Below are 24,118 nucleotides of genomic sequence, written 5' to 3' on the forward strand. Positions count from 1 at the left end.
ACAGTAAAAAAAGACCAGGCTTTATAACCGCCTGGTCTTTTTTTACTGGATCCCTTAAATTTGGAGCATCATTTTTTTACTTGCACTAAGTGTTTTCTATATCCGATTCTCCTGGACCATTCATTAGCTTTTGACGTGACTTCTTTTTTATGCGTCCCATATCATCAAGTTCAAGAGGTTCAGCCAGATACTGATTAATGGTCTCATGAATTTTCAACTCTTTATTGTTTGCGCTATGAATAACAACTTGATTGATAAAAGCCTCAAAATTAGTGATGGTATGCTTTAGCATCTTAAACTCTGTACCATCGGATACGACAACCCATCTGGGATTTTTTTTCGTTCTTGTAATCATATCCACTGAGATCCATGGCATTTCCCACTTAATTTTATCACCTACATGATATTCAAGCCCTTTTTTTCCTATTACATACTCTGCCTTATACATTTCATAAGCATCTTTTAGAAGCAGCAGTGCAAAAACAACAATAATCCCCATCATAATCGGATTGGTCATCACTGTTATTCCAAAAAATATCATCGCTGCAGCAACAGCAGCTTGAATAATGACTGGTTGCATTTCGTTCTTATACATTATATCCCCCGCTTATATTATATTGTGATGTTCTTCATCCACTCAAACTCAATTGTACCATCATTTAATATGTCTATTGCAATAAAATCTATGGAAATATCATATTTAAGTATCTTTTTCCTCTTAACATAGGACTGAACTGTTTTCATAAAATGCTTTAATTTTCTAGGGCTTAAACTCTCAGCCGCCCTTCCGTAATTATGATTCAGTCTAGTTTTGACCTCCACAAAATGATAGGTTTTGTCTGTTTTAGCCACAATGTCGATCTCGCCATATCTTGTGTAGTAATTGGTTTCCACAATTTCTAGACCATGCCTTGTCAGATGCTCACATGCAATATTTTCACCGTGTTTTCCTGATTTCTGTCTATCCATGGCCTATACCTTATTATCCATTTTAGCTATAAAGACCAAGACTTCTGCAACGATTTCATAAAGTTCAGGTGGTATTTCTTCACCCAGTGCCAGATTGTAAAGCTGTTTAGACAACCTCTCATCCTTATAGACTGGAATATCGTGTTCTTCCCCGGTCTTAACAATATTTTCAGCAACAAGTCCCAAGCCTTTGGCAACCAGCTTAGGAACATCGTCGACACCTCTATTATACTTTAGTGCCGTTGCGACTTTTCGTTGATTCGCTTGTTCATTAGAATCTACTTTATCCTGCAGCCCATCGTTTCTTTTCTTTGCCATAGTTACACCTTCATATCTATGTTTCCGGCACTTGTCAAAGAAAGTTCCTCAGCAATATCTAAATTGGACAAGGCACTTTCCTTGAGCCTAAATTTAATAGAATAGGTCACATCTGTTTGTGAATTCAACTGTTCTTCAAGCACAGCCTGTCCCATTTCCATTTTCTCTAGAACCTCTTGGTCAGACAGACGAAACTGGATCTTAACATTCTCATTCTTGTATTCAAGCAGAACCTGGACTGTATTTAGGGTATGTGTGTCTAGGGAAATAAAGATGATTGTTTCCTCCCCTGTTTTCTTGGAAGATTTTTTCTTTTTAACAAAAAAGTCCACACTTCTTAATTCATTGTCCACCTGTATAGGGAGCTGAAAGTAAGATAAATTATCATTGATTCCCTTCATATAGTCAATAGATTGCTGAATGTTTGTGAGTTGCGATTTAACCTGATTGAGACCTTTATCATTTTTGCCTTCTGAAGCATCCAAAGACCGAATGATGTTTCTAAGGGCCTCCTCCGTTTCATCTTCGTCATTGAGACCAAGACCTTGTAAATCGCTTAACATGTTCAATATGCTCTGAGGCACTTTTTCAGGTGTTTCCTTAAGAATGTTCACAAGACTCTCAACTTGTTGAGCCACTGTGTCTTTTCCAAAGATGAGCTTGTCCAACATCGCCAAATTTTGAATGGAACTATTCATTTGATTGCTCTTATGGAAGGCCAACTTTTGAAAGTCCACATTTTTAAGAAGGTCTAACAAATTTTTAGCTGTGGCCTCTTTTGCCTGGGCTTGAGCACTGTTTCCATTCTTTGATAAACTCTCATCTAACTCTGAGTTTTTAAGAGCAGATTCTGAGACCAAGGCATTTTTCTTGTCACTTGTTTCTATAAGTTGATCCCCATTCAAACCGCTTTTTGATGTAAGGCTCATTTCATTATCTGAATTTTCTGATATCAAAAAAGTCTTCTCCCCCTGGCTAAGATACTTTTCAGATCCACTAAGCAAACGCACTAGGGCTGCTTCATTCTCTGGTTGAGGCTCTGTGCTCTTGGAATAAAAGGACACCAGTATCTGCTTAATCGGTGACTTAGGCGGTATATCACTCAACTTGAGTAAGTTGGACTCGACCAATCCCTTTAAAGTATCCACTTGTTTTGAGGCTGTCAGCAAATCGTTTACAGCTTGCCGACTAATGGGTTGGCCAAAACTTTGAAGGGCCTTAGCCGCACTCAGTCTCTCAGGGGTCACCTTTTCACCCGTCCCCTTAAAGAGGTCTTGAAGGGTCTTTTCCAGATTTGCATCCGGCTCACCTGTGTAAGGCCTGACAAGAAGTTGTTTGCCACTTTCTAAAACTTCAAAACTTTGCTCTGATCCTTGAGCAAAGGCTCCACCTTGAGGCAGGTTCGATCGTAACAAGACCCCAGATTTAAGCTCTAAAAGAAGGCTATCACTCATAACTTCTCGAATAACAGCCTTAAAGACATCACCTTTTTCAAATTGCATTTGTGATTTTGAATCTAATTTTTTTAAGTCACTGGACATTTGATTTAGAATCTGTTGATTTGTGACTCTCATGAAAATCACCCACTACAGAATATTTTTTAGAAAACTCCGCCTGTGCACAGGAGAAATGCCAAGCGTCTTAATGGCTTCATAATGCGCACTTGTTCCATATCCCTTGTGCTTTTCAAACCCGTATCCCGGGTACTTGCTAGCGTACTTCGATACAAGACGATCCCTGGTTACTTTGGCAATAACAGATGCTGCCGCTATGCTCAGACTACGTGAATCACCTTTTATTAAAGACATCTGCTCAATTGTTATATCGGTCAGTTCCACCGCATCGATTAACAGATAGTCTGGTGACGCGTCCATGTCTTCAATAGCACGCTTCATAGCCAATTTGGTTGCTTGTAGAATATTAATTTCATCGATCTCTTCATGGCTGGACATGCCCACACCAATAGCAATAGCCTTTTCCTTAATCACATCAAATAAGTATTCTCTTTTTTCTTCAGAAAGCTTTTTTGAATCATCAAGACCTTCGATGATACAGTTTTCAGGCAAAATTACTGCTGATGCAACCACAGGTCCCATCAAAGGTCCTCTTCCAGCCTCATCTATACCTGCAATAAACTTATACCCACTTTTTAAGGCCTCATTTTCAAAGGATTGCATGATCTTTAGCCTTTGAAGCTCCTCTTCTTTTTTCTGGATGGCCTTTTCAATTCTTACAGCCATCTGATTCACTGTTTTTCTATTGTCGGCCTTAAGTTCCTCGATGAGCATACTCTGCTCATCAATATCCAGTTCTGAAATATACTTTTTTACAGCATTTGCTGACATTTCCGATATCATTAGACATCCTCCGCCATAACCTGTTCTGAAGGGTGTTCCAAAGTGATTCGACCAATGGTTCCTTTTCTGTATTCATCAAGAATAAGTCGTGCCACCTTGTCATAATCAATTTCATTGCCGCGTTTGATACAACCTCTTTTACGACCGATTGCGTCCATGATTTCCAGCGTTTCCTGACCAAGTTCTTCAAACTTATAACGCGCCTTAAGAAGATCAGGATACTTCTTTATAAGGACGGCAAGCAGATGAAAGGCCACGTCATCAATATGAAGGATCTCATCTTTAATAGCACCTGTATAGGCCAAGTTCATACCTACTTTTTCATCTTCGATTTTAGGCCACAGTATACCCGGTGTGTCAAACAGATCTATATCTGAACGCACTCGGATCCACTGTTTTCCCTTTGTAACACCAGGCTTATTTCCTGTTTTTGCACTTTTTTTACCAACCAGATTGTTAATCAAAGAGGATTTTCCAACATTGGGAATACCCACTATCATAACACGTACACTAGACATGTCTGCCCCTTTAGCAACACGCTTATTGACTCTGGCACCACCCGTTTCTTTAACAGCTGAAAGCAAATCCTTCATGCCCGCACCTGTTAGTGCATTGACCGGAATGGCTGTGATGCCTTTTTTCTTATAGTCTTCAATCCATGCCTTTGTTACAACAGGATCAGCTAAATCGAACTTGTTGAGGGCCACAACACGTGGCTTTTGTCCAACCAGTTCATCAAATTGTGGGTTTCGACTGCTGCATGGAATTCGTGCATCCAGTAGTTCGACAACCACATCAACTAATTTTAAATTTGCTTTTATCAGGTCCTTTGTTTTCTTCATATGACCCGGATACCAATTTATATGCATAATTTTCACCTCATAAGGATATTTTACAATACATTACTTTCAGTGTATATATTAAAGCTAAAGTCTACCATTAAAAAAAGACTGTACATAGGTACAGTCTTTTCTATAATGCAATAGCTTAGATTCTTTCTTTAACTTTTGCACGCTTACCCACTCTATCACGTAGGTAGTTAAGCTTAGCACGACGTACTTTACCTCTTCTCTTAACTTCGATCTTTTCGATCTTAGGTGAGTGAAGTGGTAGAGTTTTTTCTACGCCAACGCCGTAAGAAATCTTTCTTACTGTGAAAGTTTCACCAAGTCCGCCGCCTTGTCTTTTAAGAACAACGCCTTCGAAAATCTGGATACGCTCTCTCTTACCTTCTTTAACTTTTAGAGAAACAGCCACTGTATCGCCAACTGCGAAGTTAACGATCTCTGACTTCATTTGTTCCTTTTCAAGTTCTTTAATAATGTTCATATTCATGAGATTTGCCTCCCTTCTTCATAGACGTTCTTGACTTAGGTACCGTCAGTGGACCGTCCGTAATACAACGTTAGTATTATAGCACACATAGGATGGGTGTACAAGACTAATTTTCATTCTTTATTTTATGAATAACTTTTATGATTTCAGGATCTGTATCTGATGAAGACAAAAGCGCTTCAATCATATCTGGGCGTCGTTGCATGGTTACAAGAACAGACTCCTCCAGTCGCCATTTTTCAATATTTGCATGGTGACCAGAAAGCAATATATCAGGGACCTTGTCACCTTCAAAGTCTGCTGGTCTGGTATACTGCGGATACTCCAAAAGTCCGCCCATATGACTTTCATCTTCATAGGAGTCTTGTTTGCCTAAAACCCCAGGCAAGAGACGGGCAACAGAATCCACCAGAACCATAGCCGGTATTTCACCGCCTGTCAAAACGTAGTCCCCAATAGAAATCTCTTCAGTCACATAATGGTCTATGAACCGCTGATCTATGCCTTCATAGTGACCGCAAACAATATAGAGTTCTTCATCCCTAGAAAGTTCATCGCACAGAGCCTGGGTAAGCGGTTTGCCCTTGGGCGACATATAAATAACCCGCTTGCCTTTTGTCCAACCAGAAGCTTCTAAAGCACCTTTCAGAGGCATGGGCTGCATAACCATCCCCGCACCGCCCCCGTATGGATAGTCATCCACACGATTGTGTTTGTTATTGGCATAGTCTCTAATATAAACCGTTTCAATGTCTATTTTGTTTTCCCGTACGGCACGACCTATAATACTTGCTTGTTTGAAGTTTTCAAACATCTCAGGAAACAAGGTTAATATTTTAAAAATCATTCTATCATTCCTTCAATAAGATTTACATTCATTTTCCTTGTAGGATGATCAAATCCTAAAATGAAAGCTTTTACGCAAGGAATCATAAAGGTTTCCCCATCTTCTTTCTCAACAACAATCAATTCATGGGCAGCACTGGCATGAACATTTTTTACTGTGCCCACAAGGCCCTTCTCTTGATCAATAACTTGGTACCCAACAATCTCAGAGAACATAAATGTATGTTCATCAAAGTCACCTAAGTCTTCGCGCATGAAATACACTTCACGATTCTTGAATTTTTCCACTTCATTAATATGTGTCAGGCCTTCAAATAAGACAATGACCATATTTTTTTGGTATCTTAAACTCTTAACTTCAAATCTTGTGTCGCCTTCTTTTTCGATCATCAAGTAGTTAAAGTCTTCAAATTCTTCCTTATCATTCGTATAAGGGTATATTTTCAAATGGCCCTTGAGGCCTTGAGTGTTTGCAATTTTACCAACCGCTAATTTTCCGTTCATATACATCCTCCACTCGTTCTAATTCTTACTCCAAGGAATTATACCACAATTGACTGCTTTATTGAAATGCAGGCGTAAAAAACGTAAGGTGGGCACATCGATGCTTGTGCCTCCTTACGTTTTTATATATCCACCTAGAAATATTCTTTTTTTTATCTTATACACCAAACACCCAAAGAAATTTTATTTCTTATAGCTTAAACTTTGTCATGGTTTCTTGTAAGGATGATGCGCTCGTTTTAAGTTGTTGTGCCATGCCACTGATTTCTTCCATTGATGCGGTCTGTTCCTCTACAGATGCAGAAACTTGTTGTGAAGCCGCTGCTGAGGATTCGGCAACTTTATATATGCTCATAACTATGTTGACCATTTCATCCTTGACTCTGCTTAATTCTTGTAAAGAATCCACCACGCCAGTCAATTTTGAAGAGGATAGCTCCACCGAACTGTTTAAATCGGCAAACAGCGCCCCTGAAGATTGCACCGAGTTATTCTGTTGTTCGAATATCAACTCAGCTTCCTTAACTGTTTTAGACACACTTGCTGTGTCTTGACTGATCTTTGATGTCAATTCATGTATTTCCCTTGCAGAAGCATCAGATTCCTCTGCAAGCTTTCGAATTTCATCAGCGACCACAGCAAAGCCTCGACCGTGTTCACCAGCTCTTGCCGCTTCAATTGAAGCATTAAGGGCGAGTAAGTTCGTCTGCTCTGATATTGAAGTGATGGTATCCGTAAAACTGGTTATGGATTCAACTTGTGCCGCCAAAGCTTCAATGACACGCTCAATGCTCTGTACACTTGTAAAACTTTCTTTTTGCTTATCAAGAAGGTCTGACATGGATTCAATTCCCATTTGGTTTTTAGATTTCATGCCACCAATGGCTTCCTGCATCTCATCAGCAGCACTATTAATTTGTGATGCGCTGGATTCAAGCTCGCCGACTCCATGGACACCCTTTTCAGTTTCTCTTACCTGTTCAGTCGATCCTGAAGCAATTTCCTCCACAGCTCGAGCCACTTGATCAATGGCCTCACTGGTTTGTTTCGTCATTTCAGCCAAATGACTTGTTGTGTCATATACGAGTTGTGACATCTCTGTTGATTCCGTGACAAGAGACTTTAAATTGCCAACCATGGCATTTAAATCTTGTCCTAGCTGTCCCAGCTCATCTCTGCTTCTAACTTGAAGGGTTTCCGTTAAGTCCCCCCCGGCCACTTTTTCAGTGAATCGACGCATTTTTATTATAGGTTTTGTGATAGAAAGTGAAACGATATAACTTAGGATCAAACCAATCACAATCATACCAAGTGCAACTATGCCTACAGCCCTTACGACCTTATCAATAAGACCAAATACCAGCGTGGCGTCACGAGCAAATAGTATTCTGCGATCCTTAAAGCTATCATACATGACATATCCAATATATGTCGTCCTATTCCCATCTTTGTCGTCTATGGCAAACTCATAGAAATCGTCTTCGATGCTCTGAATCTCTTCACCAACTGTTTTTTCTGTCAATTGATTGATCAAGTCCAGAGGTTTGTTGATCCTTGTCAAGTCATCGCTAAATTTAACCAGGCCATTTTGATCAGATATGGAAATAAAATGTTGTTCGTCCATAGCCTCTAGTTTGGATTGGTAGTGACCCCGCTCTTCATATTCCTTGTGTTGTAACTCCTTTTCTATCTCATCAACATAATTTCCTGTGCCGATGACCCATGCCCAAGGCTCAAAATGCATGACAAAACCACGCTTTTTTGATGCAAGATCAGAACCGGGTTTTGGAAAGTAATAGTCATAATAGAAGGAATCGTTTTCCACAGCGCCATCAACAAGATCTTTAACTATGTATTGTCCATTCTTATCTTGGAGGTCTCCCCTGTACTTGCCTTCGCCTTCTGGAGCTGTAGGAAGAAGCTGTAAAACATAGTCTTCATTATCTATCCAAAAATAACCATCAACCTTATATTTAAGTCTTCTGATGGCTTCAATACTTTCATTTTTATACCGTGCGTTTATCCCCTCAACAGCCTGCTCATAGGCTTCTTCTGAAAGATCTTGGCTTAAGCCCTCTATCTCCCTTTGAGCTTGATCATAATATGATTCAAGTATCGAATAAGCTGTTTGTGTAAGCTGCTCAATATCTCGGTCATAGCCGTCCATTAAGGTCTTTTCCACATTGGTAATATTTCTATCCATGTCATCAAGCTCCGACAAGAGCGTTTCCGCACTCTCTTTGAAAACCGCCTTGGCATCACTGCTTAGGTTGCTCTTGGCAAACTGACTCACAGCAAACCCCTGTACGGCAAGTGCCAGTATAACAATCAGTGATACGGACAACATGATTTTAGCACGAATACTTCTCATAACATCCCCCTCGATCTTTTATCTATATATTATTCCAATACTTAATTCTAACATAGGGGCCCCTATCCAAAGAGTATATTTATTGCACTAAATATATAATATTCTGTCATGTTTTGCCTGTGGAAGATCGACTTTGTATAAATATATTGTATGGATGTGTTTTTTATTGGTATTTAAAGTTTTTTTATGAGTGATAGCTTTGCTTGTCTATGTCTTTTTGAGAGACTATATTATTAACTGTGCAAGCTTTGCTTGCCCATGTCGCGATGCGCGCCATATACTAGAATAAAGGCACCCCCAAAATCCAAGTTCACTTGAGCTTTTGGGGGTGCCTTTATTCTAGTGCATTTCTTTACATTTCACGAAAAATAAAGCCCGCTGTGGATTAACCATAGCGAGCTCACATTCTCCGAATAGCTTGTATTCATTCAGGAAAAACTTACTGAATGATTTCAACAACCACTCTTTTGTTTTCTTTAGTCGCTGCAGCTTTTACGACAGTACGTAGAGCTTTAGCAATGCGACCCTGTTTACCGATGACCTTACCCATGTCATCAGGAGATACTTTCAGTTCAATGATGACTGACTGAGAGCCTTCAATTTCACTGACTTCAACTGATTCAGGGTTGTCAACCAACGCCTTAGCGATGACTTTGACCAGTTCACCCATGAAAAACACTCCCCTGTCTTACTTGCTCAGCTTGTCGTAAACGCCATGCTTCTTGAACAAGTCCTTTACAGTATCTGTAGGTTGAGCACCATCGTTTAACCACTTGATAGCTCTTTCGTCTTTGATGTTAATCTGTACAGGCTCAGAAACTGGGTTGTAGTAACCGATTTCTTCGATAAAACGACCATCTCTTGGAGAACGAGAGTCTGCTACTACCAATCTATAGAAAGGCTTCTTCTTAGAACCCATTCTTCTCATACGGATTTTAACTGCCATGTGTTGCACCTCCTCTTTTGAATAGTAAATGTATGATTATCATTCTTAAACAAGATGATAAACCTAAGCTTTAAAAGAACGGTAGACCGCCTAATCCTCCACCTTTTTTCATTTTCTTCTCAAGGCCAGAGAATTGTTTCATCATTTTGCGCGTTTGTTCGAACTGCTTGATCAATCTGTTAACATCTTGAACCCGCGTCCCACTTCCCGCTGCAATACGTTTTTTACGACTTCCGTTGATTTTACCAATATCTCGGCGTTCTTCCTGAGTCATAGACTGGATAATCGCTTCGATTCTAGTAATGTCTTTGTCATCCACCTGCACATTTTTCATTGCTTTACTGTTCATACCTGGCATCATGCCGAGTAGATCTTGTAGTGGACCCATATTTTTCATTTGTTGAAGTTGATCAAGAAAATCATTTAAGTCAAACTCAGCTTTTCTGATCTTCTTCTCTAAGGCTCTCGCCTTTTCCTCATCGATATTAGCTTGCGCTTTTTCAATAAGGGTTAGAACATCACCCATACCAAGAATTCTTGATGCCATTCTGTCTGGATGGAATTCTTCTATATCTGTTAACTTCTCACCAATACACGCATATTTTATTGGTTTTCCTGTGACAGCTCGTACAGATAGAGCCGCACCACCACGTGTGTCGCCATCAAGCTTTGTCATGATAAGACCATCTAGACCAAGCTTTTCATTGAAGTTTTCAGCAACATTTACAGCATCCTGACCCGTCATAGAATCAAGCACAAGAAGGATTTCTTGTGGTTTAACTGCTGTTTTTACTCGGTCAAGTTCACCCATTAGATTTTCATCAATGTGAAGTCGACCAGCAGTATCAAGAATGATAACATCATTGCCATGCTTTTTGGCATGCTCAATACTTGCTTTTGCAATGTTTTCTGGATCGACCTTATCTCCCATTGAGAAAACCGGAATCTCCAGTTGGTCACCAACAACATGTAGCTGTTTTATAGCAGCTGGTCTGTAAACGTCACAGGCCACAAGAAGAGGTCTTTTCCCCTGTTTCTTAAGAAGGGCCCCTAGTTTACCAGTCGTTGTTGTTTTACCTGCACCTTGCAGGCCGACCATCATAAAGACTGTCATGCCACTTGAAGAAAACGTTAGTTTACTTTGCGTCTCCCCCATTAGGGCTGTCAGTTCTTCATTAACAATTTTTATGACATGCTGTGCTGGTGTTAGACTTGAAAGGACTTCTTGCCCCACCGCACGCTCAGTTACTTTTTTAGTGAAACTCTTAACTATTTTAAAGTTTACATCGGCTTCAAGGAGCGCTAGTTTAACTTCACGCATGGCTTGCTTAACGTCTTTTTCGTTTAGCTTACCCTTGCCTTTTAGCGAAGCAAATGTACCTTGTAGTTTATCCGCAAGGCCTTCGAATAATGCCACTGGACAACCTCCCTAATCTACTCGGTTACTGCTGCAGCCCTCGACTTGATCTCTTCTATTTCTTGAAGGAGTTCGTCTCGATTGCCATCATTCAATACAATGACTTTTAGCTTGTCAATTTCAGCAACCAGATTCTTCATTCGCTTCTCGTTTTCATGGAATCGCTCCATCAATCCGAGCTTATCTTCATATGATTCCAACAGTTTCTCACTGCGACGAATAGTATCATAAACGGCCTGGCGACTAATCTCTAAATCCTCAGAAATTTCTCCAAGGGAAAGATCATTATGGCAGTATAAGTCTAAGATGTCTTGCTGCTTGGCAGTCAAGAGTTCACCATAAAAGACAAATAAGTTACCCAGCCTCATTTTCTTTTCAATCAATTAGATCACCATCCGGCTTGATTAGTTGTAAAGGTCAAATGCTTTACAGATGTATTCTAACAGCATGATACCATCATGTCAACAGCTATTTCATAGTTTTTTTATATTTTTGACAATCAAGTGGACTATAGATGCAATTATGCGTCCATCAAAGCTTTAACAAAGCTCTTTGGATCAAATGTTTGCAGGTCTTCCATCCCTTCACCAACACCAATCATTTTTACAGGGATATTCAGTTCGTCGTTCACAGCCAGTACAACACCCCCCTTAGCGGTGCCGTCAAGCTTTGTAAGTACAATACCAGTGATTGCAGCTGTTTCTCTAAAAAGTTTAGCCTGCTGAATGGCATTTTGTCCTGTTGTGGCATCAAGAACCAGGAGAACTTCCTTTGTTGCCTCCGGATGTTCTCTTTCAATAACCTTGAATATTTTTGCCAACTCGTTCATAAGATTTTTCTTGTTGTGCAAACGTCCAGCTGTATCACAAATCAAAACGTCTATATTTCTAGATTTGGCTGCTTGAATCCCATCATATATAACCGCAGCCGGATCTGACCCCTCTGTATGGGCAATAACATTGACATCCACTCTTTCGCCCCATACTTTAAGTTGATCAATTGCAGCGGCTCTAAATGTATCTGCAGCTGCCAAAAGAACCGACTTACCCTCTGATTTGAACTTGTGGGCCATTTTACCAATAGAAGTTGTCTTGCCGGCACCATTAACACCAATGACAAGAACAATGGCTGGGGATGGTTCAATATTTAGTTCTGAGTTATAGTCTTCTGTCAGAAAAGCTTCTAGTACATCGTGAAGCACATCCTTAACCAGGCTGGAATCTTTGATTTTTCTTGCCACGAGTTCATCACGAAGTTCATCGATGATTTTCATTGTTGTATTCATGCCCACATCGGCCATGATAAGAATTTCTTCAAGTTCCTCAAAGAGGTCCTCATCAATTTCACCATAATTGTTAAGGAGGTTATCAATTTGATCCGTAATGCCTTTACGCGTTTTGTTTAGACCGTCCATCAACTTACCAAAGAATGACTTTTTCTTTGGTTCAGGTTCAATAGGCGGAGCCTGAACAGCTTCTAAAACCTCTTGCCTACTCTCATCTTGAGGGGCTTTATTTTCATTTGAATCATCAAATGTATCATTCTCACTTGGCCCTGAATCCGACTCTTGGCTTGCTTCTTCTTCAAAAGCTTCTTCTTTTAAGACATCTTCTTCAAACGCTTCGTCTTCAGTCTCATCAATTTTATTAGTTTCATCTTGAACAGTTTCATCTTGAACTGTATCGTCTTCAACGACCTCATCTTCAATAATTTCATCTTCAATGATTTCAGGCTCTTTGTCTTTATCTTTTTTGCCAAAACCAAATAATTTTTTTAACATGATTGCCTCCTTAGATGGCTACGTCTTCTAGTCGAACTGATACTATTTTCGATACACCATATTCCTGCATAGTCACACCATACAAGGTGTTTGCAATTTCCATAGTCCCTTTTCTGTGAGTGATGATGACAAATTGGGAATTTCTCGTAAACTCTTTAAGAAAGTCTGCAAATCTAAACACATTGACATCATCAAGTGCGGCCTCAATCTCATCAAGTATACAAAAAGGCGCAGGCTTTGTTTTTAATATGGCAAACAAAAGGGCTATTGCTGTCATAGCTCTCTCACCACCCGATAAGAGACTCAAACTCTGCAATTTCTTGCCCGGTGGTTGTGCCACGATTTCTATACCACTATTGAGTATATCCTCTTTGTCAAGAAGGACAAGATCTGCCTGACCGCCTTCAAACAACTTAGAGAAAATGCCCGTAAAATGCTCTTTGACAATCTTGAAGTTCTCAGTGAACTGCTCAATCATCTTCTTTTCCAGATCCTTAATGACCTTTTCAAGAGATTTCTGAGATTTTAACAAGTCATCTCGTTCACTTGTTAAAAACTCATAGCGCTCTTTCACTTCTTTATATTCTTCAATAGAACTGATATTGACTTCACCCAATCGTCTAATCTTACCCCTAAGGGATTTGACCTCTGTCTCAGCCTCATCAACATCAATTTCAATGCGGTATTCCAGAGCCTCTCTCAAGCCCACTTCATACTTTTCCCAGAGATTTTTAATGATATTTTCTTTTTCCATTTCTATTTTAGCCAATATAAGATCCTGCTTGTGAAGCACATCCTTTAAATCATCAAGCTCTGCTATATCTTTTTCGTGGGTCATACGCTTGTTGGCAAGAGTTGTTTGGCACCCCTGCAACTTAACGGAAAGTTCCTCTTTATCCATTTCTATTTGAAGCATGGATTTTCTTAGAGACCGCATGTCTTCCACAGCAATGCTGAGCTCTTCATCAAGACGATCCCTTTCTTCAATTATAGAAGTTAGTTCGTTGTCTTTTCTAAGTTTATCTGCTTGTCCTTGCTTAACAGCCCCTTCAAGCCTCTTCATTTCCAATTCCTGATGGCTTCTTTTTTGTTGAACAGATGCCAGTTCAACCTTTTGTGTCGTCATGGTCTCCGATAAACGTCGAACTTCTTGTTGCAGGACATTGATACCATCTGAGTAGCTTTGCATATCATTTTCAATATTTTTATTCTCTTTTTCAAGCTCAATGATTTTCTGTGATTTTTCTTCAATCAGCCTTTGGGCATTTTCCTTTTCTTTATGTATCACATCGTACTCACGACCAAGGCGGTCTGACTCTTTATTAAGTCTCTCAAGATCTTGAACAAGTGAACGAATTTCATTTTCCATTCTTGCAATATCAATGCGCTGTGTTTCGCAAGATTCTGTCAGGCTTTTAATTTCATTTTGATATTCATCAAGGGCCTTGAGTTTCTTTTCCTTGTCATCCATTTTGACTTGCAAATCCTTCTTATAAGATTCTATCAAGGCACCTAGTTCATCAATTTTTCGCTTTCGTCCAAGGAGGTTTGCAATCTTAGATTTAAAAGACCCCCCAGTGATGGCGCCGCCTGGCGTCAGTATTTCCCCATCTTTTGTAACGATTCGATGGCGCATACCAGAAATCTTTAAGCAAGCCACCGCTGTTTCGTAATCTTCTACAATGACAGTGCGGCCCAGTAAATATGCAAATAGCGACTTGTACTTGTCCTCGTAACCAAGTAGAGTATCTGCAACGCCGATAAAACCATCGAGCTTTTCCACCTGTGCTGGCACATTAAACCTATTTGGTCGAATATTAGATAGGGGGAGGAAGGTCACACGCCCTAAAGAGTTCCGTTTAAGATGATCTATCAAGCGCTTAGCGTCTTTTTCTGACTCAGTAACGACATTTTGAAGTTGACGCCCTAGGGCAACTTCGACAGCCCGCTCCAGGGATTTGGGAATTTTCATGAGAGATGTAACAACCCCATGCACCCCATGACCAAGCTTTTCATCTTTAGAACATGCTTTAAGTACGCCTTTAACACTATGGTCATATCCTTCAAAGGCCTTTTCCATGTCAATTAGAATACGCCTTTCACTGGAGGCTTTCATGTTCTTATGATTTAGAGAATTTATTTCACTCTCTAACTGCTTTCCCTCTTCTATAACTTTCTTTAATAATTCATTTTGGTCTTCGCGTCTTCTCAAAGTGCTTGCATAATCTGATTTGAGGGCTTCCAAGGATTCTTCCAGGGCATTTCTTTTCTCGTTTGTTCCCGACTTATGTGAATCAGCCTCATGCATACTCAACTGAATAGCATCTATGCGGCCTGCTAAATTTTCAATAGAAGATTGCCGGCTGGCAATTTCAATTTTTTCTCTTTCAATGGCATTCAGTATTTGAATGGCTCTTTGTTTAGCTGACTCCGAGTCAGTTTCTTTATCCGTAAGCGCTTTGGCTTTTTCATCATATTCTTTTTGGATCACCAAAAGTTGATCATTAAGATCTCCCAGGGTTTCATCAAGCGCCTTCAAGACATTTTGCGCCTCAATAAGACCATCTGACTGAATAAGAAGGCCAGCCTCTAGGCTTTCAAGTTCACCTTCAATCCTTGTGGCATTGGCATTCACTGCATTTTGTTTTTCCTTGATCTGGGATACCTTTGCTTCATAATGACCCATCTGACTTGTGGCATTCAAAAAAGCTTCTTCAGCAGTTTTGACGGATTTATTGTACTGGTCCATCTGATCTTCAATTCTTTCAATCTCAGATTCAACATCAGCCAGTTCATTTTGCATGCTTGTCAACTTCTTCTGCAGGTCTTCAGTTTTTTGCTTTTCCGCTTTCATTTTCTCATCGCAGCTATCGACCTGACGGATGTACAGGTTCATTTCAAGGCTTTTAAGCTTTTCTGAATGTTCAAGATACTGCTGGGCCTTTTCACTTTCTTTACGAAGGGGTTCTACCCGCCCTTCCAATTCAGTGATAATATCATCAACACGAAGAAGATTTGCATGGGTGTTTTTTAACTTTTTCTCTGTTTCCACTTTTCTGGATTTGTACTTTACAATTCCAGCGGCTTCTTCAAATATTTGTCTTCTTTCATCAGCATTATTGCTTAAGATTCTATCAATACGGCCCTGACCAATAATGGAATATCCATCTGTACCAATACCTGTATCCATAAAAAGTTCTTTAACATCCTTCAATCGACACGACGTTCCATTCACAAGATATTCACTGTCCCCAGAACGAAAAACCCTTCGTGTAACGGTCACTTCACTGTAGTCCAGGGGAAAGAATTTCTCCCTGTTATCAAAAACAAGGGACACTTCCGCCATACCTAGGGGTTTACGGTGTTTCGTACCATTGAAAATAACATCTTCCATTTTGGCACCACGCAGGGTCTTCACCTTTTGTTCACCCAAAACCCACCGAACAGCATCAGTGATATTGCTTTTTCCACTGCCATTCGGCCCTACAATACAGGTGACTCCATTTTCATATTCGACTTCTGTCTTGTCCGCAAAGGACTTAAAGCCCTTCATTTCCAATTTTTTTAAATACAATAGGAACACCCCAACTCAATCTATTTTAGACGCTTGTAAGTTATATATCCAGTCCATCTCTTCCATGCTCAAAATCCATTTACTATGAATTTCCAGGCAAATGATAAGAGGCCATCATTAAAATTTACAAGTCACTTAGCTCCATACTCTCTTTATAAGTTTTACTGTCCACACGAATTTCAACGTCTGCCATCCCCCTTTTAAGCGCATCATTGATTGCAAACTCAAAATCCAAATCTGGAAAAGAGGTCTTGAGAAATTCAAAGTTACAGGCCTTTTCCCCTCTAAAGGGTGTCCAGTCCCTTGAATTTGCGCTTAATCTGACTGTAACACGACGTCCCTTGATGATAGGAAGCTTCTTCAGGCTCCTTTCAATTCTATTAACCAAGTGGTTTCTGATAATTTTGGCTTGTGCCAATTGTCTCATTGAAGGATGATATGCTCCGGCGATCATGTCCCCTCCATTTGTGAGGGCATCTGTTGGTTGTAAACCAACTCGGATAATAGGCACACCACTTGATGTGAAAATTGGCATAAGTTCACTCAACCAGTCTGTAGCCACATCCACAGTCATGGCCCTATAGTGGCCAGATTCATAGAGGGCTTCAAGTTCAGTATCTTTTATAACCACCGTCGGATAAATTCTTACGAAGTCTGGCTTCAGGCTAATAATTTCATGCGCTGTATGCTTTGCCTTGTCAATGGAATCTTCAGGTAGACCAATCATCATTTGCAGACCCAGTTTTAAGTGAGTTCCTTCTCGACGACCTAGAGCCTTTATAATACCAACAGCCCTGTGAACATCCAAGAGGCTATGCCCCCTATTCGAAGCTCTTAGTACGCTTTCATCCAAGGACTGAACACCAAGCTCTATGGTTGTCACACCATATTCGATGAGCCGCTCAACAATTTCTTCACTGATATAATCCGGTCTTGTCGACAGTCTGATTCCATGAATATGCCCGTCATGCAAGTATCGACGGGCAATTTCTAAATATTGATTCTGCTTTTTTTCATCAATGCCTGTAAAACTACCACCAAAAAAGGCCACCTCAATGGGATATCTTTTCCCTTTCATGGTTTTCAGGCAAGCTTCAATTTCTCTTATGACATCAGCCTTATTAATTTCATGCCCCTGTCCCGTTATTTTCTTTTGATTGCAAAAAACACAATCATGCGGACAGCCCAAATGCGGAACAAATATAGGTATATTTGCTGGTTTACTCAAGTTCAAGGTTCTCAACCTTTCTTAATGCCATCTTAGCGGCTTCTTGCTCAGATTCTTTTTTACTTCTTCCAATGCCGTTGCCTATAACAAGTTCATTTAGACTCACTTGTGTATGGAAGACTTTGCAGTGGTCAGGCCCTTCTTCACCAACAATTTCGTATTTAATCTTATTGGCCTTATTCACCTGAACAAGTTCCTGAAGATGCGTTTTATAGTCAAGAAATACCTTTCCAGCTATAGCGTCATTAATCTTATTTTTCATATGTGTTAGGATAAAGGTTCTACTGGCTTCCAGCCCACCATCCATATAAATAGATGCGATAAGAGCCTCATAAGCATCGGCTAGAATGGATGTTCTATCCCTTCCGCCTGTCATTTCTTCCCCTTTTCCAAAAAACATGTAATGGCCCAATCCAATGGCTCTCGAACACTCTCCCAAAGTGGTTTCACAGACAATTTTTGATCGTACCTTTGTCAGTTCACCTTCAGGCATATCTGGAAAGTGTTTAAAAAGATAATCACTAATAACAATGCCTAAAACAGAGTCTCCAAGGAACTCAAGTCTTTCATTATTTCGTCTTGATTCTTTTCTTCTCTCATTGGAATAAGAGCTATGGGTCAAGGCCTCTTCTAGTAGTTTGATATCCTTAAAGGCATATCCGATCTTGTTCTCCAGATCTTTTAATTTCATTATTCTTTTCCTCCCGACTTTTAGTCGAGAGACCTTTTAAATACACTAGCCCGCTAAGCGCAGAAATTCCATAATACATTTAAAAAGCCTCTCCATCATTTCTATTTTAAAGGCTTCAACTTCAAAATACAATAGAAGAATCATATCTAAACTAAAAGTGCCCGTCGAATTCATTTTATCGAATCCGACGAGCACCTTCAGTAAGTATAAGTATAAGGTAATTCACATTTTGGTTGAAACCAGAATGATCGTTACACTAAGTGAGCATACTTTAAGAACCGCTTCACCTAACCCCTGTATTTTTTCATACAGATTGTTGCGTTATGGCCGCCAAATCCAAGAGAATTAGAGATAAATGCATTCACCTCTGTCTGTGTCCCCTTGTTTGGTAGAACATTTAAGTCCAGCTCAGGGTCTTGGTTCTGAATTCCCATTGTCCCATGTACATAACCTTGAGAAATTGCTAGAAGACCTGCAATGGCTTCAATACCACCTGCTGCACCCAGCATATGGCCAGTCATAGATTTCGTCGAGCTGACAAGAAGGTCTTTAGCGTGGTCGCCAAACACAGTCTTGATCGCCATTGTTTCAAACTTGTCGTTATAAGGTGTTGATGTCCCGTGAACATTCACATATGTGATGTCTTCAGGAGCTAGGTCAGCGTCTTTGATGGCCATTGCCATTGAACGTGCTGCACCTTCACCATTTGGAGCAGGACTTGTAATATGGTAGGCATCAGCAGTTGCACCGTATCCAACCATTTCCGCATAGATTGTTGCACCTCTTGAAAGGGCATGTTCCAGTTCTTCTAATATAATGATCCCCGCACCTTCACCCATGACAAAACCATCACGGTCTGTATCAAACGGTCTCGAAGCTGTTTTAGGATCATCATTGCGCGTTGACATCGCCTTCATTGTACAGAAGCCCGCCATGCCGATTGGTGTAATAGACGCTTCACATCCACCTGTGAACATAAGATCTGCATCACCACGTTGAATGGCCTTGAAAGCATCACCAATAGCATTTGTTGCTGAAGCACAAGCTGTCACAACTGTCGTATTTGGACCTTTTGCTCCCACAGCCATCGATATATGACCTGAAGCAATATTACCAATCATCATTGGAATAAGGAAAGGACTAACACGTCCTGGCCCCTTTTTCAAGAGCTTTTCATGCTCTTTTTCAAGAGTGCCAATGCCGCCAATACCAGAACCGATAATAACGCCAAAACGATTCATATCTGTCTTTTCAACATCCAGTTTTGAGTCTTCAAGAGCAAGTTTCGCAGCCGCAACACCGAACTGTGTAAAGCGGTCCATACGCTTTGCTTCTTTCTTATTGATGTATTCAGTAGGATCGAAGTCTTTGACTTCAGCAGCGATTTGCGTCACATATTCCGACGCATCAAAATGACTAATTTTATCAATACCAACAACGCCTTCTTTTAGGGCGTTCCAGAAATTTTCTTTACCAGTTCCGATTGGTGAAATTGCACCAATACCTGTAACCACAACTCTTTTATTCATTGCAGTCGCCTCCTTCATTTTGCTCGCTAATACCGAGCTATCTTTCATCTATCGATTTGCCTGTGCACCTGTCCAGCTGCACAGGTGATGTGTTCTATCCGCTTAAAATACTTCTTGATGTATTTGTTTTTGCTTTGTGTTTAAAGTGATTATATGAGTGAAGCCGGCGACTTGCCGGCTCCATAAATGACATAGTCTTATGTCTTATATTACTTCTTAGCTTCTAGGTAAGCAACGATGTCGCCAATGTTTGCAAAGCCTTCTGCGTCTTCATCAGGAATTTCTACATCGAATTCGTCTTCAAAAGCCATAATGATTTCAACTGCGTCTAGAGAGTCAGCTTCTAGATCTTTCATCATTGATGTTTCTTTTGTGATTACTACGTCATCTTCAACACCTAGTTGTTCTCTAATAATTTCTACGATCTTATCAAACATATTCATTACCTCACTTTATACTTTGTTTTAACCGAGCATCTGCAAAACATCTTGCAGACACATGAACCTGAAACATTTGTTTCATGACCATCATTTATATGAAATCCCTTTAGCGGATTACATTAACATACCACCATCAACTTGGATCACTTGTCCAGTGATGTACTTACTCATATCAGAACATAAAAACTTAACAGCGTTTGCCACATCTTCCGGCTTACCCATCTTACCAAGAGGAATAGCCTTAGAGTACATCTCCTTCACATCATCTGAAAGAACATCAGTCATATCAGATTCAATGAATCCTGGTGCCACTGCATTGACTGTAAGACCGCGGCTTGCAAACTCCTTGGCAATAGACTTTGTAAAGCCCACAACACCTGCTTTTGATGCCGCATAGTTTGACTGACCCGCATTGCCCATTAGGCCTACAACAGATGTGATATTGACAATACGCCCACTTTTTTTCTTGAGCATGTATTTTCCAATAACCTTCGTTGTCATGAAAGTCCCTTTAAGGTTTGTATCAACAACAGCATCCCAGTCATTTTCTTTCATTCTAAGTATGAGCGTATCTTTTGTAATGCCAGCATTATTTATAAGAAAATCAACTGTCCCAAAAGTGTCGACTGTCGCTTTTAAAAGCCCATCAACGTCTTCCTGGTTAGAAACATTACACTGAACAGCTAGCCCTTTAGGACCAATCGCTTCAATTTCTTTTACAACTTCTTCTGCTTTTTCAGCATTTCTATTATAGTTCACCACAACACTGGCGCCAGATTTTGCAAAATCTAGTGCTATTGCGCGACCAATGCCCCTAGAACCGCCAGTTACAATAACCGTTTTACCTTCGAAATTCATTGTTTTGCCTCCTTATGCATTCAGCTTTTCTAGTGCTTTATCAAGCGTGTTGGGATCTTCAACATTCAATATTTTAACCTCTTTGGAAATACGCTTGATGAATTTAGAAAGTGACTTGCCCGGGCCAACTTCAATAAAAGTGTCATATCCATCATTGATCATTCTCTGAATGGATTCTTCCCATCTTACAGGATTACTGACCTGACGAATAAGCAGGTCTTTAATGTCCTTTTCAGATGAAATATAATCCGCTTCAACATTACCAACAACAGGTTTTTCAAGGGCCGAAAACTCAACTGCTTCCAGTTCCTTTGCTAATTTTTCACCTGCACCCTTTAGCATAGATGTATGAAATGGCGCTGATACAGGAAGCATAACCGCTTTCTTGGCACCCATTTCCTTACACAGTTCCACTGCCTTCTCAACCGCTCCGACCTCACCTGCAATAACCAGTTGGGCTGGACAGTTGAAGTTTGCTGGTTCAACAACACCTTCAGCGGAAGCTTTTTCACATGCTTGTATAACCTTTGCATTTTCAAGACCTAAAATAGCCGCCATGCCGCCAACGCCCATAGGGACCTCTTCTTGCATATACTGGCCACGTCTTCTAACAACTTTTACAGCATTTTCGAATGGCATAGCGCCTGCTGCAACCAAAGCAGCGTATTCACCTAGGCTTAGTCCGGCAAAACCATCTGCCTTAACGCCCTTTTCTTCTAGCGCCTTATATATTGCAATACAAGCCGTGAGTATAGATGGCTGTGTATTTTCTGTTTTTCTAAGTTCTTCGTCTGAACTATTAAAGCATAAGGCTTCCATGTCATATCCCATAGCCTTGCTAGCAGATTCAAACACTTGTTTGGAAACGGGATAGTTTTCTGCAAATGCCTGTCCCATTCCCACATATTGAGCCCCTTGACCAGGGAACACGATAGCTGTTTTACCCATGATGAAAACCTCCTACCAGTCAATAACGCAAGCGCCCCACGTTAAGCCTCCACCGAAGCCAACCAGAACAACTTTATCATTTTCATTGATTTTTCCTGAACGCACTGCTTCATCCAGCGCAACAGGAATTGATGCCGCTGACATATTGCCAAGTTTGTCCAGATTCACATGAACTTTTTCCAGTGGCAGTTTAAGACGCTTAGCCGCTGACTTAATAATCCTCATATTGGCTTGATGCGGTACAAGGAAGTCTACGTCTTCAACGCTCAGTCCTGCTTTTTCCACAACGCGTGCCGAAGCGCCACCCATTGCTCTAACAGCAAACTTAAACACTTCGCTGCCATCCATCGTCACATAGTGAAGTCTGTTAGCGACACTGTCTTTTGTCGCAGGTATTCTTGACCCACCAGCTGGCATGATAAGTGATTTACCACCTTTGCCATCGGCTCCAAGTTCCACAGAGCGGATACCCTTGCCCTTTGCAACCGGTCCTAAAACAACTGCACCTGCACCATCTCCAAAGAGTATGCACGTTTTGCGATCCTCGAAGTCAAGAATTTTGGACATTGTTTCTGCACCTATTACCAGTACATTTTCATACATTCCAGTTGCTATGAACTGCTGTCCTACCGAAACACCATAGATGAAGCCCGAACATGCTGCTTCAAGATCGAATGCTGCCGCGTTCACAGCACCTAGCTTATCTTGTACAATGCATGCCGTTGAAGGAAACTGATGATCTGGTGTGATGGTTCCAACGATAATCAAATCGATGTCTTCCGCACTCAGACCCGCTGCTTCAAGTGCCTTTTCGGCCGCTTTATATGCCAGATCAGAAGTTGCTGTGTTTTCATCTGCAATTCTTCTGCTCTCAATACCTGTTCTAGTTACAATCCAATCATTTGAAGTTTCGACTATTTTTTCCATGTCGAAGTTGGTCATCTCCCTCTCGGGTAGATGACTCCCTGTTCCAAGAATCCCTACATCTCTTAAGTCGCGATGCAATTGTATCAGCTCCTAACTTGCCTGGACCTCTGCAGCAATTTTATCCACCACGCTTGACGCAGCTGCTTTTTCAGCATACCTTATAGCATTCATAAATGCCTTGGCATTGGAACTGCCATGGGCCTTGACAACCAGTCCTTTAACCCCTAGTAGTGGTGCGCCACCATATTCGGTGTAGTCCATGCTCTTTTTCATATCCCCTAGACCTTTTTTCACTATAAGTGCAGCGACTTTGGTCATAGGCGATTTCATAAATATGTCTTTAATCATTGATGAGAACGACTTGGCAACGCCTTCAGAAAGTTTCAATATGATATTGCCTGTGAATCCATCACACACAATAACATCGGCTGCGCCTTCGGGAATATCCCTTGCTTCAATATTGCCAGTAAAATTGATATTGGCTTCTTTTAGCATGTCGTAGGATTCAATAACCAAGGCGTTTCCCTTGCCTTCTTCATGTCCAATATTTGCAAGTCCTACCCGTGGATTGTCCACACCCAGAACATTTTGCGCATATAGGCTGCCCATGATTCCAAACTCAAGAAGGTTTCGCGCTTTACAGTCAGCATTGGCTCCTGCATCCGCTAGGATAGACATGCCTTTTCTTGTTGGATAAACCGAACAAAGTGCTGGTCTGTCTATACCCTTGATTCTTCCTACGCGGAGTAAACCACCTGCAAGCAGGGCTCCCGTGTTGCCTGCTGAAACAAATGCATCAATTTCTTGATCTTTTAGTTTGAGCAGACCAACCACCATGGATGAATCTTTTTTCTTTTTGATAGCGCGAACGGGCTTGTCTTCGCCTGTTATCACTTCAGTTGTGTGAACAACTGTTACCCGATTCTCATCATAAGTGTATTTTTTTAGTTCTTGATGGATTGAAGTTTCATCCCCAATCAAAATCATTTCTGCATCAATCAGCTTCAGTGCATCTATAGCACCCTTCACCGGTTGTGCTGGTGCATGATCTCCACCCATCGCATCAATTGCTATTTTCAT

Annotated in this window: 24 protein-coding genes; all 24 read right to left on the reverse strand. The window is 40.7% G+C overall.

Features of this window, described 5'->3' with window-relative positions:
* Positions 1 to 85 precede the first annotated feature (85 nt).
* A complete protein-coding gene (locus tag ACQ4KW_RS12445; RefSeq protein ID WP_430882806.1) occupies positions 86 to 595 on the reverse strand; it encodes a hypothetical protein in 510 nt (169 codons plus the stop codon).
* Between the two features lie 17 nt (positions 596 to 612).
* Positions 613 to 969: a YraN family protein gene (locus ACQ4KW_RS12450; protein WP_430882807.1), complete on the reverse strand. Its 357-nt coding sequence runs from the start codon at positions 967 to 969 to the stop codon at positions 613 to 615.
* 3 nt (positions 970 to 972) lie between these two features.
* Positions 973 to 1,287 (reverse strand): EscU/YscU/HrcU family type III secretion system export apparatus switch protein, encoded by a 315-nt coding sequence (locus ACQ4KW_RS12455; RefSeq protein ID WP_430882808.1) that lies wholly within the window; start codon positions 1,285 to 1,287, stop codon positions 973 to 975.
* Between the two features lie 2 nt (positions 1,288 to 1,289).
* Entirely contained in the window at positions 1,290 to 2,861 is a 1,572-nt protein-coding gene (locus tag ACQ4KW_RS12460; protein ID WP_430882809.1) for a hypothetical protein, read from the reverse strand.
* A gap of 12 nt (positions 2,862 to 2,873) precedes the next feature.
* On the reverse strand, positions 2,874 to 3,644 hold the full coding sequence (locus ACQ4KW_RS12465; RefSeq protein ID WP_430882810.1) for a ribonuclease HII: 771 nt from the start codon (positions 3,642 to 3,644) through the stop codon (positions 2,874 to 2,876).
* A complete protein-coding gene (ylqF, locus tag ACQ4KW_RS12470) occupies positions 3,644 to 4,513 on the reverse strand; it encodes a ribosome biogenesis GTPase YlqF (RefSeq protein ID WP_430882811.1) in 870 nt (289 codons plus the stop codon). Before ylqF ends, ACQ4KW_RS12465 begins: the two co-directional genes overlap by 1 nt.
* Before the next feature lie 118 nt (positions 4,514 to 4,631).
* On the reverse strand, positions 4,632 to 4,973 hold the full coding sequence (gene rplS, locus ACQ4KW_RS12475; RefSeq protein ID WP_430886571.1) for a 50S ribosomal protein L19: 342 nt from the start codon (positions 4,971 to 4,973) through the stop codon (positions 4,632 to 4,634).
* A gap of 112 nt (positions 4,974 to 5,085) precedes the next feature.
* Positions 5,086 to 5,826, reverse strand: a complete 741-nt coding sequence (gene trmD / locus ACQ4KW_RS12480; RefSeq protein WP_430882812.1) for a tRNA (guanosine(37)-N1)-methyltransferase TrmD — start codon at positions 5,824 to 5,826, stop codon at positions 5,086 to 5,088.
* Entirely contained in the window at positions 5,823 to 6,329 is a 507-nt protein-coding gene (gene rimM / locus ACQ4KW_RS12485; RefSeq protein WP_430882813.1) for a ribosome maturation factor RimM, read from the reverse strand. Before rimM ends, trmD begins: the two co-directional genes overlap by 4 nt.
* A 190-nt stretch (positions 6,330 to 6,519) precedes the next feature.
* Positions 6,520 to 8,700: a methyl-accepting chemotaxis protein gene (locus tag ACQ4KW_RS12490; protein ID WP_430882814.1), complete on the reverse strand. Its 2,181-nt coding sequence runs from the start codon at positions 8,698 to 8,700 to the stop codon at positions 6,520 to 6,522.
* A gap of 439 nt (positions 8,701 to 9,139) precedes the next feature.
* Complete coding sequence (locus ACQ4KW_RS12495) at positions 9,140 to 9,370, reverse strand: KH domain-containing protein (RefSeq protein ID WP_430882815.1); 231 nt, start codon at positions 9,368 to 9,370, stop codon at positions 9,140 to 9,142.
* Between the two features lie 18 nt (positions 9,371 to 9,388).
* Positions 9,389 to 9,646, reverse strand: coding sequence for a 30S ribosomal protein S16 (gene rpsP / locus ACQ4KW_RS12500; RefSeq protein WP_430882816.1), 258 nt, complete (start codon positions 9,644 to 9,646; stop codon positions 9,389 to 9,391).
* A 70-nt stretch (positions 9,647 to 9,716) separates the two neighbouring features.
* Entirely contained in the window at positions 9,717 to 11,063 is a 1,347-nt protein-coding gene (gene ffh / locus ACQ4KW_RS12505; protein WP_430882817.1) for a signal recognition particle protein, read from the reverse strand.
* Between the two features lie 17 nt (positions 11,064 to 11,080).
* Positions 11,081 to 11,446, reverse strand: a complete 366-nt coding sequence (gene ylxM, locus ACQ4KW_RS12510) for a YlxM family DNA-binding protein (RefSeq protein ID WP_430882818.1) — start codon at positions 11,444 to 11,446, stop codon at positions 11,081 to 11,083.
* 137 nt (positions 11,447 to 11,583) lie between these two features.
* Positions 11,584 to 12,477 (reverse strand): signal recognition particle-docking protein FtsY, encoded by an 894-nt coding sequence (ftsY, locus tag ACQ4KW_RS12515; RefSeq protein ID WP_430886572.1) that lies wholly within the window; start codon positions 12,475 to 12,477, stop codon positions 11,584 to 11,586.
* A 376-nt stretch (positions 12,478 to 12,853) separates the two neighbouring features.
* The gene (smc, locus tag ACQ4KW_RS12520; RefSeq protein WP_430882819.1) at positions 12,854 to 16,417 is read right to left on the reverse strand and encodes a chromosome segregation protein SMC; all 3,564 of its coding nucleotides are present in this window, start codon (positions 16,415 to 16,417) and stop codon (positions 12,854 to 12,856) included.
* Between the two features lie 124 nt (positions 16,418 to 16,541).
* A complete protein-coding gene (locus tag ACQ4KW_RS12525) occupies positions 16,542 to 17,645 on the reverse strand; it encodes an elongator complex protein 3 (RefSeq protein WP_430882820.1) in 1,104 nt (367 codons plus the stop codon).
* Positions 17,638 to 18,336 carry a ribonuclease III gene (rnc, locus tag ACQ4KW_RS12530; RefSeq protein WP_430882821.1) on the reverse strand — a complete coding sequence of 233 codons (699 nt, stop codon included), beginning with the start codon at positions 18,334 to 18,336 and terminating at the stop codon, positions 17,638 to 17,640. The genes ACQ4KW_RS12525 and rnc overlap by 8 nt, the downstream gene beginning before the upstream one ends.
* A 287-nt stretch (positions 18,337 to 18,623) precedes the next feature.
* On the reverse strand, positions 18,624 to 19,865 hold the full coding sequence (fabF, locus tag ACQ4KW_RS12535; protein WP_430882822.1) for a beta-ketoacyl-ACP synthase II: 1,242 nt from the start codon (positions 19,863 to 19,865) through the stop codon (positions 18,624 to 18,626).
* Between the two features lie 209 nt (positions 19,866 to 20,074).
* Complete coding sequence (gene acpP / locus ACQ4KW_RS12540; RefSeq protein ID WP_430882823.1) at positions 20,075 to 20,302, reverse strand: acyl carrier protein; 228 nt, start codon at positions 20,300 to 20,302, stop codon at positions 20,075 to 20,077.
* A 117-nt stretch (positions 20,303 to 20,419) separates the two neighbouring features.
* Entirely contained in the window at positions 20,420 to 21,163 is a 744-nt protein-coding gene (gene fabG / locus ACQ4KW_RS12545) for a 3-oxoacyl-[acyl-carrier-protein] reductase (RefSeq protein WP_430882824.1), read from the reverse strand.
* Between the two features lie 12 nt (positions 21,164 to 21,175).
* Positions 21,176 to 22,111 (reverse strand): ACP S-malonyltransferase, encoded by a 936-nt coding sequence (fabD, locus tag ACQ4KW_RS12550; protein WP_430882825.1) that lies wholly within the window; start codon positions 22,109 to 22,111, stop codon positions 21,176 to 21,178.
* 12 nt (positions 22,112 to 22,123) lie between these two features.
* The gene (locus tag ACQ4KW_RS12555) at positions 22,124 to 23,116 is read right to left on the reverse strand and encodes a beta-ketoacyl-ACP synthase III (protein ID WP_430882826.1); all 993 of its coding nucleotides are present in this window, start codon (positions 23,114 to 23,116) and stop codon (positions 22,124 to 22,126) included.
* Positions 23,117 to 23,128: 12 nt separating this feature from the next.
* Entirely contained in the window at positions 23,129 to 24,118 is a 990-nt protein-coding gene (gene plsX, locus ACQ4KW_RS12560) for a phosphate acyltransferase PlsX (RefSeq protein WP_430882827.1), read from the reverse strand.

Source organism: Tianxiuia mixotrophica (assembly GCF_050596425.1).
In the GTDB taxonomy this organism is placed as follows: Bacteria; Bacillota; Clostridia; order Peptostreptococcales; family Acidaminobacteraceae.

Excerpts from the sequence above, each read along its gene's own strand:
- trmD (WP_430882812.1), bottom strand. The coding sequence starts at position 5,826 with ATGATTTTTAAAATATTAACCTTGTTTCCTGAGATGTTTGAAAACTTC.
- ylqF (WP_430882811.1), bottom strand. The coding sequence starts at position 4,513 with ATGCATATAAATTGGTATCCGGGTCATATGAAGAAAACAAAGGACCTG.
- rpsP (WP_430882816.1), bottom strand. The coding sequence starts at position 9,646 with ATGGCAGTTAAAATCCGTATGAGAAGAATGGGTTCTAAGAAGAAGCCT.
- ftsY (WP_430886572.1), bottom strand. The coding sequence starts at position 12,477 with ATGGACGGTCTAAACAAAACGCGTAAAGGCATTACGGATCAAATTGAT.
- ACQ4KW_RS12460 (WP_430882809.1), bottom strand. The coding sequence starts at position 2,861 with ATGAGAGTCACAAATCAACAGATTCTAAATCAAATGTCCAGTGACTTA.
- ACQ4KW_RS12450 (WP_430882807.1), bottom strand. The coding sequence starts at position 969 with ATGGATAGACAGAAATCAGGAAAACACGGTGAAAATATTGCATGTGAG.
- ACQ4KW_RS12465 (WP_430882810.1), bottom strand. The coding sequence starts at position 3,644 with ATGATATCGGAAATGTCAGCAAATGCTGTAAAAAAGTATATTTCAGAA.
- fabD (WP_430882825.1), bottom strand. The coding sequence starts at position 22,111 with ATGGGTAAAACAGCTATCGTGTTCCCTGGTCAAGGGGCTCAATATGTG.
- ACQ4KW_RS12445 (WP_430882806.1), bottom strand. The coding sequence starts at position 595 with ATGTATAAGAACGAAATGCAACCAGTCATTATTCAAGCTGCTGTTGCT.
- acpP (WP_430882823.1), bottom strand. The coding sequence starts at position 20,302 with ATGTTTGATAAGATCGTAGAAATTATTAGAGAACAACTAGGTGTTGAA.
- rplS (WP_430886571.1), bottom strand. The coding sequence starts at position 4,973 with ATGAACATTATTAAAGAACTTGAAAAGGAACAAATGAAGTCAGAGATC.
- ACQ4KW_RS12455 (WP_430882808.1), bottom strand. The coding sequence starts at position 1,287 with ATGGCAAAGAAAAGAAACGATGGGCTGCAGGATAAAGTAGATTCTAAT.
- ACQ4KW_RS12495 (WP_430882815.1), bottom strand. The coding sequence starts at position 9,370 with ATGGGTGAACTGGTCAAAGTCATCGCTAAGGCGTTGGTTGACAACCCT.
- fabF (WP_430882822.1), bottom strand. The coding sequence starts at position 19,865 with ATGAATAAAAGAGTTGTGGTTACAGGTATTGGTGCAATTTCACCAATC.
- rimM (WP_430882813.1), bottom strand. The coding sequence starts at position 6,329 with ATGAACGGAAAATTAGCGGTTGGTAAAATTGCAAACACTCAAGGCCTC.
- ACQ4KW_RS12490 (WP_430882814.1), bottom strand. The coding sequence starts at position 8,700 with ATGAGAAGTATTCGTGCTAAAATCATGTTGTCCGTATCACTGATTGTT.
- plsX (WP_430882827.1), bottom strand. The coding sequence starts at position 24,118 with ATGAAAATAGCAATTGATGCGATGGGTGGAGATCATGCACCAGCACAA.
- fabG (WP_430882824.1), bottom strand. The coding sequence starts at position 21,163 with ATGAATTTCGAAGGTAAAACGGTTATTGTAACTGGCGGTTCTAGGGGC.
- rnc (WP_430882821.1), bottom strand. The coding sequence starts at position 18,336 with ATGAAATTAAAAGATCTGGAGAACAAGATCGGATATGCCTTTAAGGAT.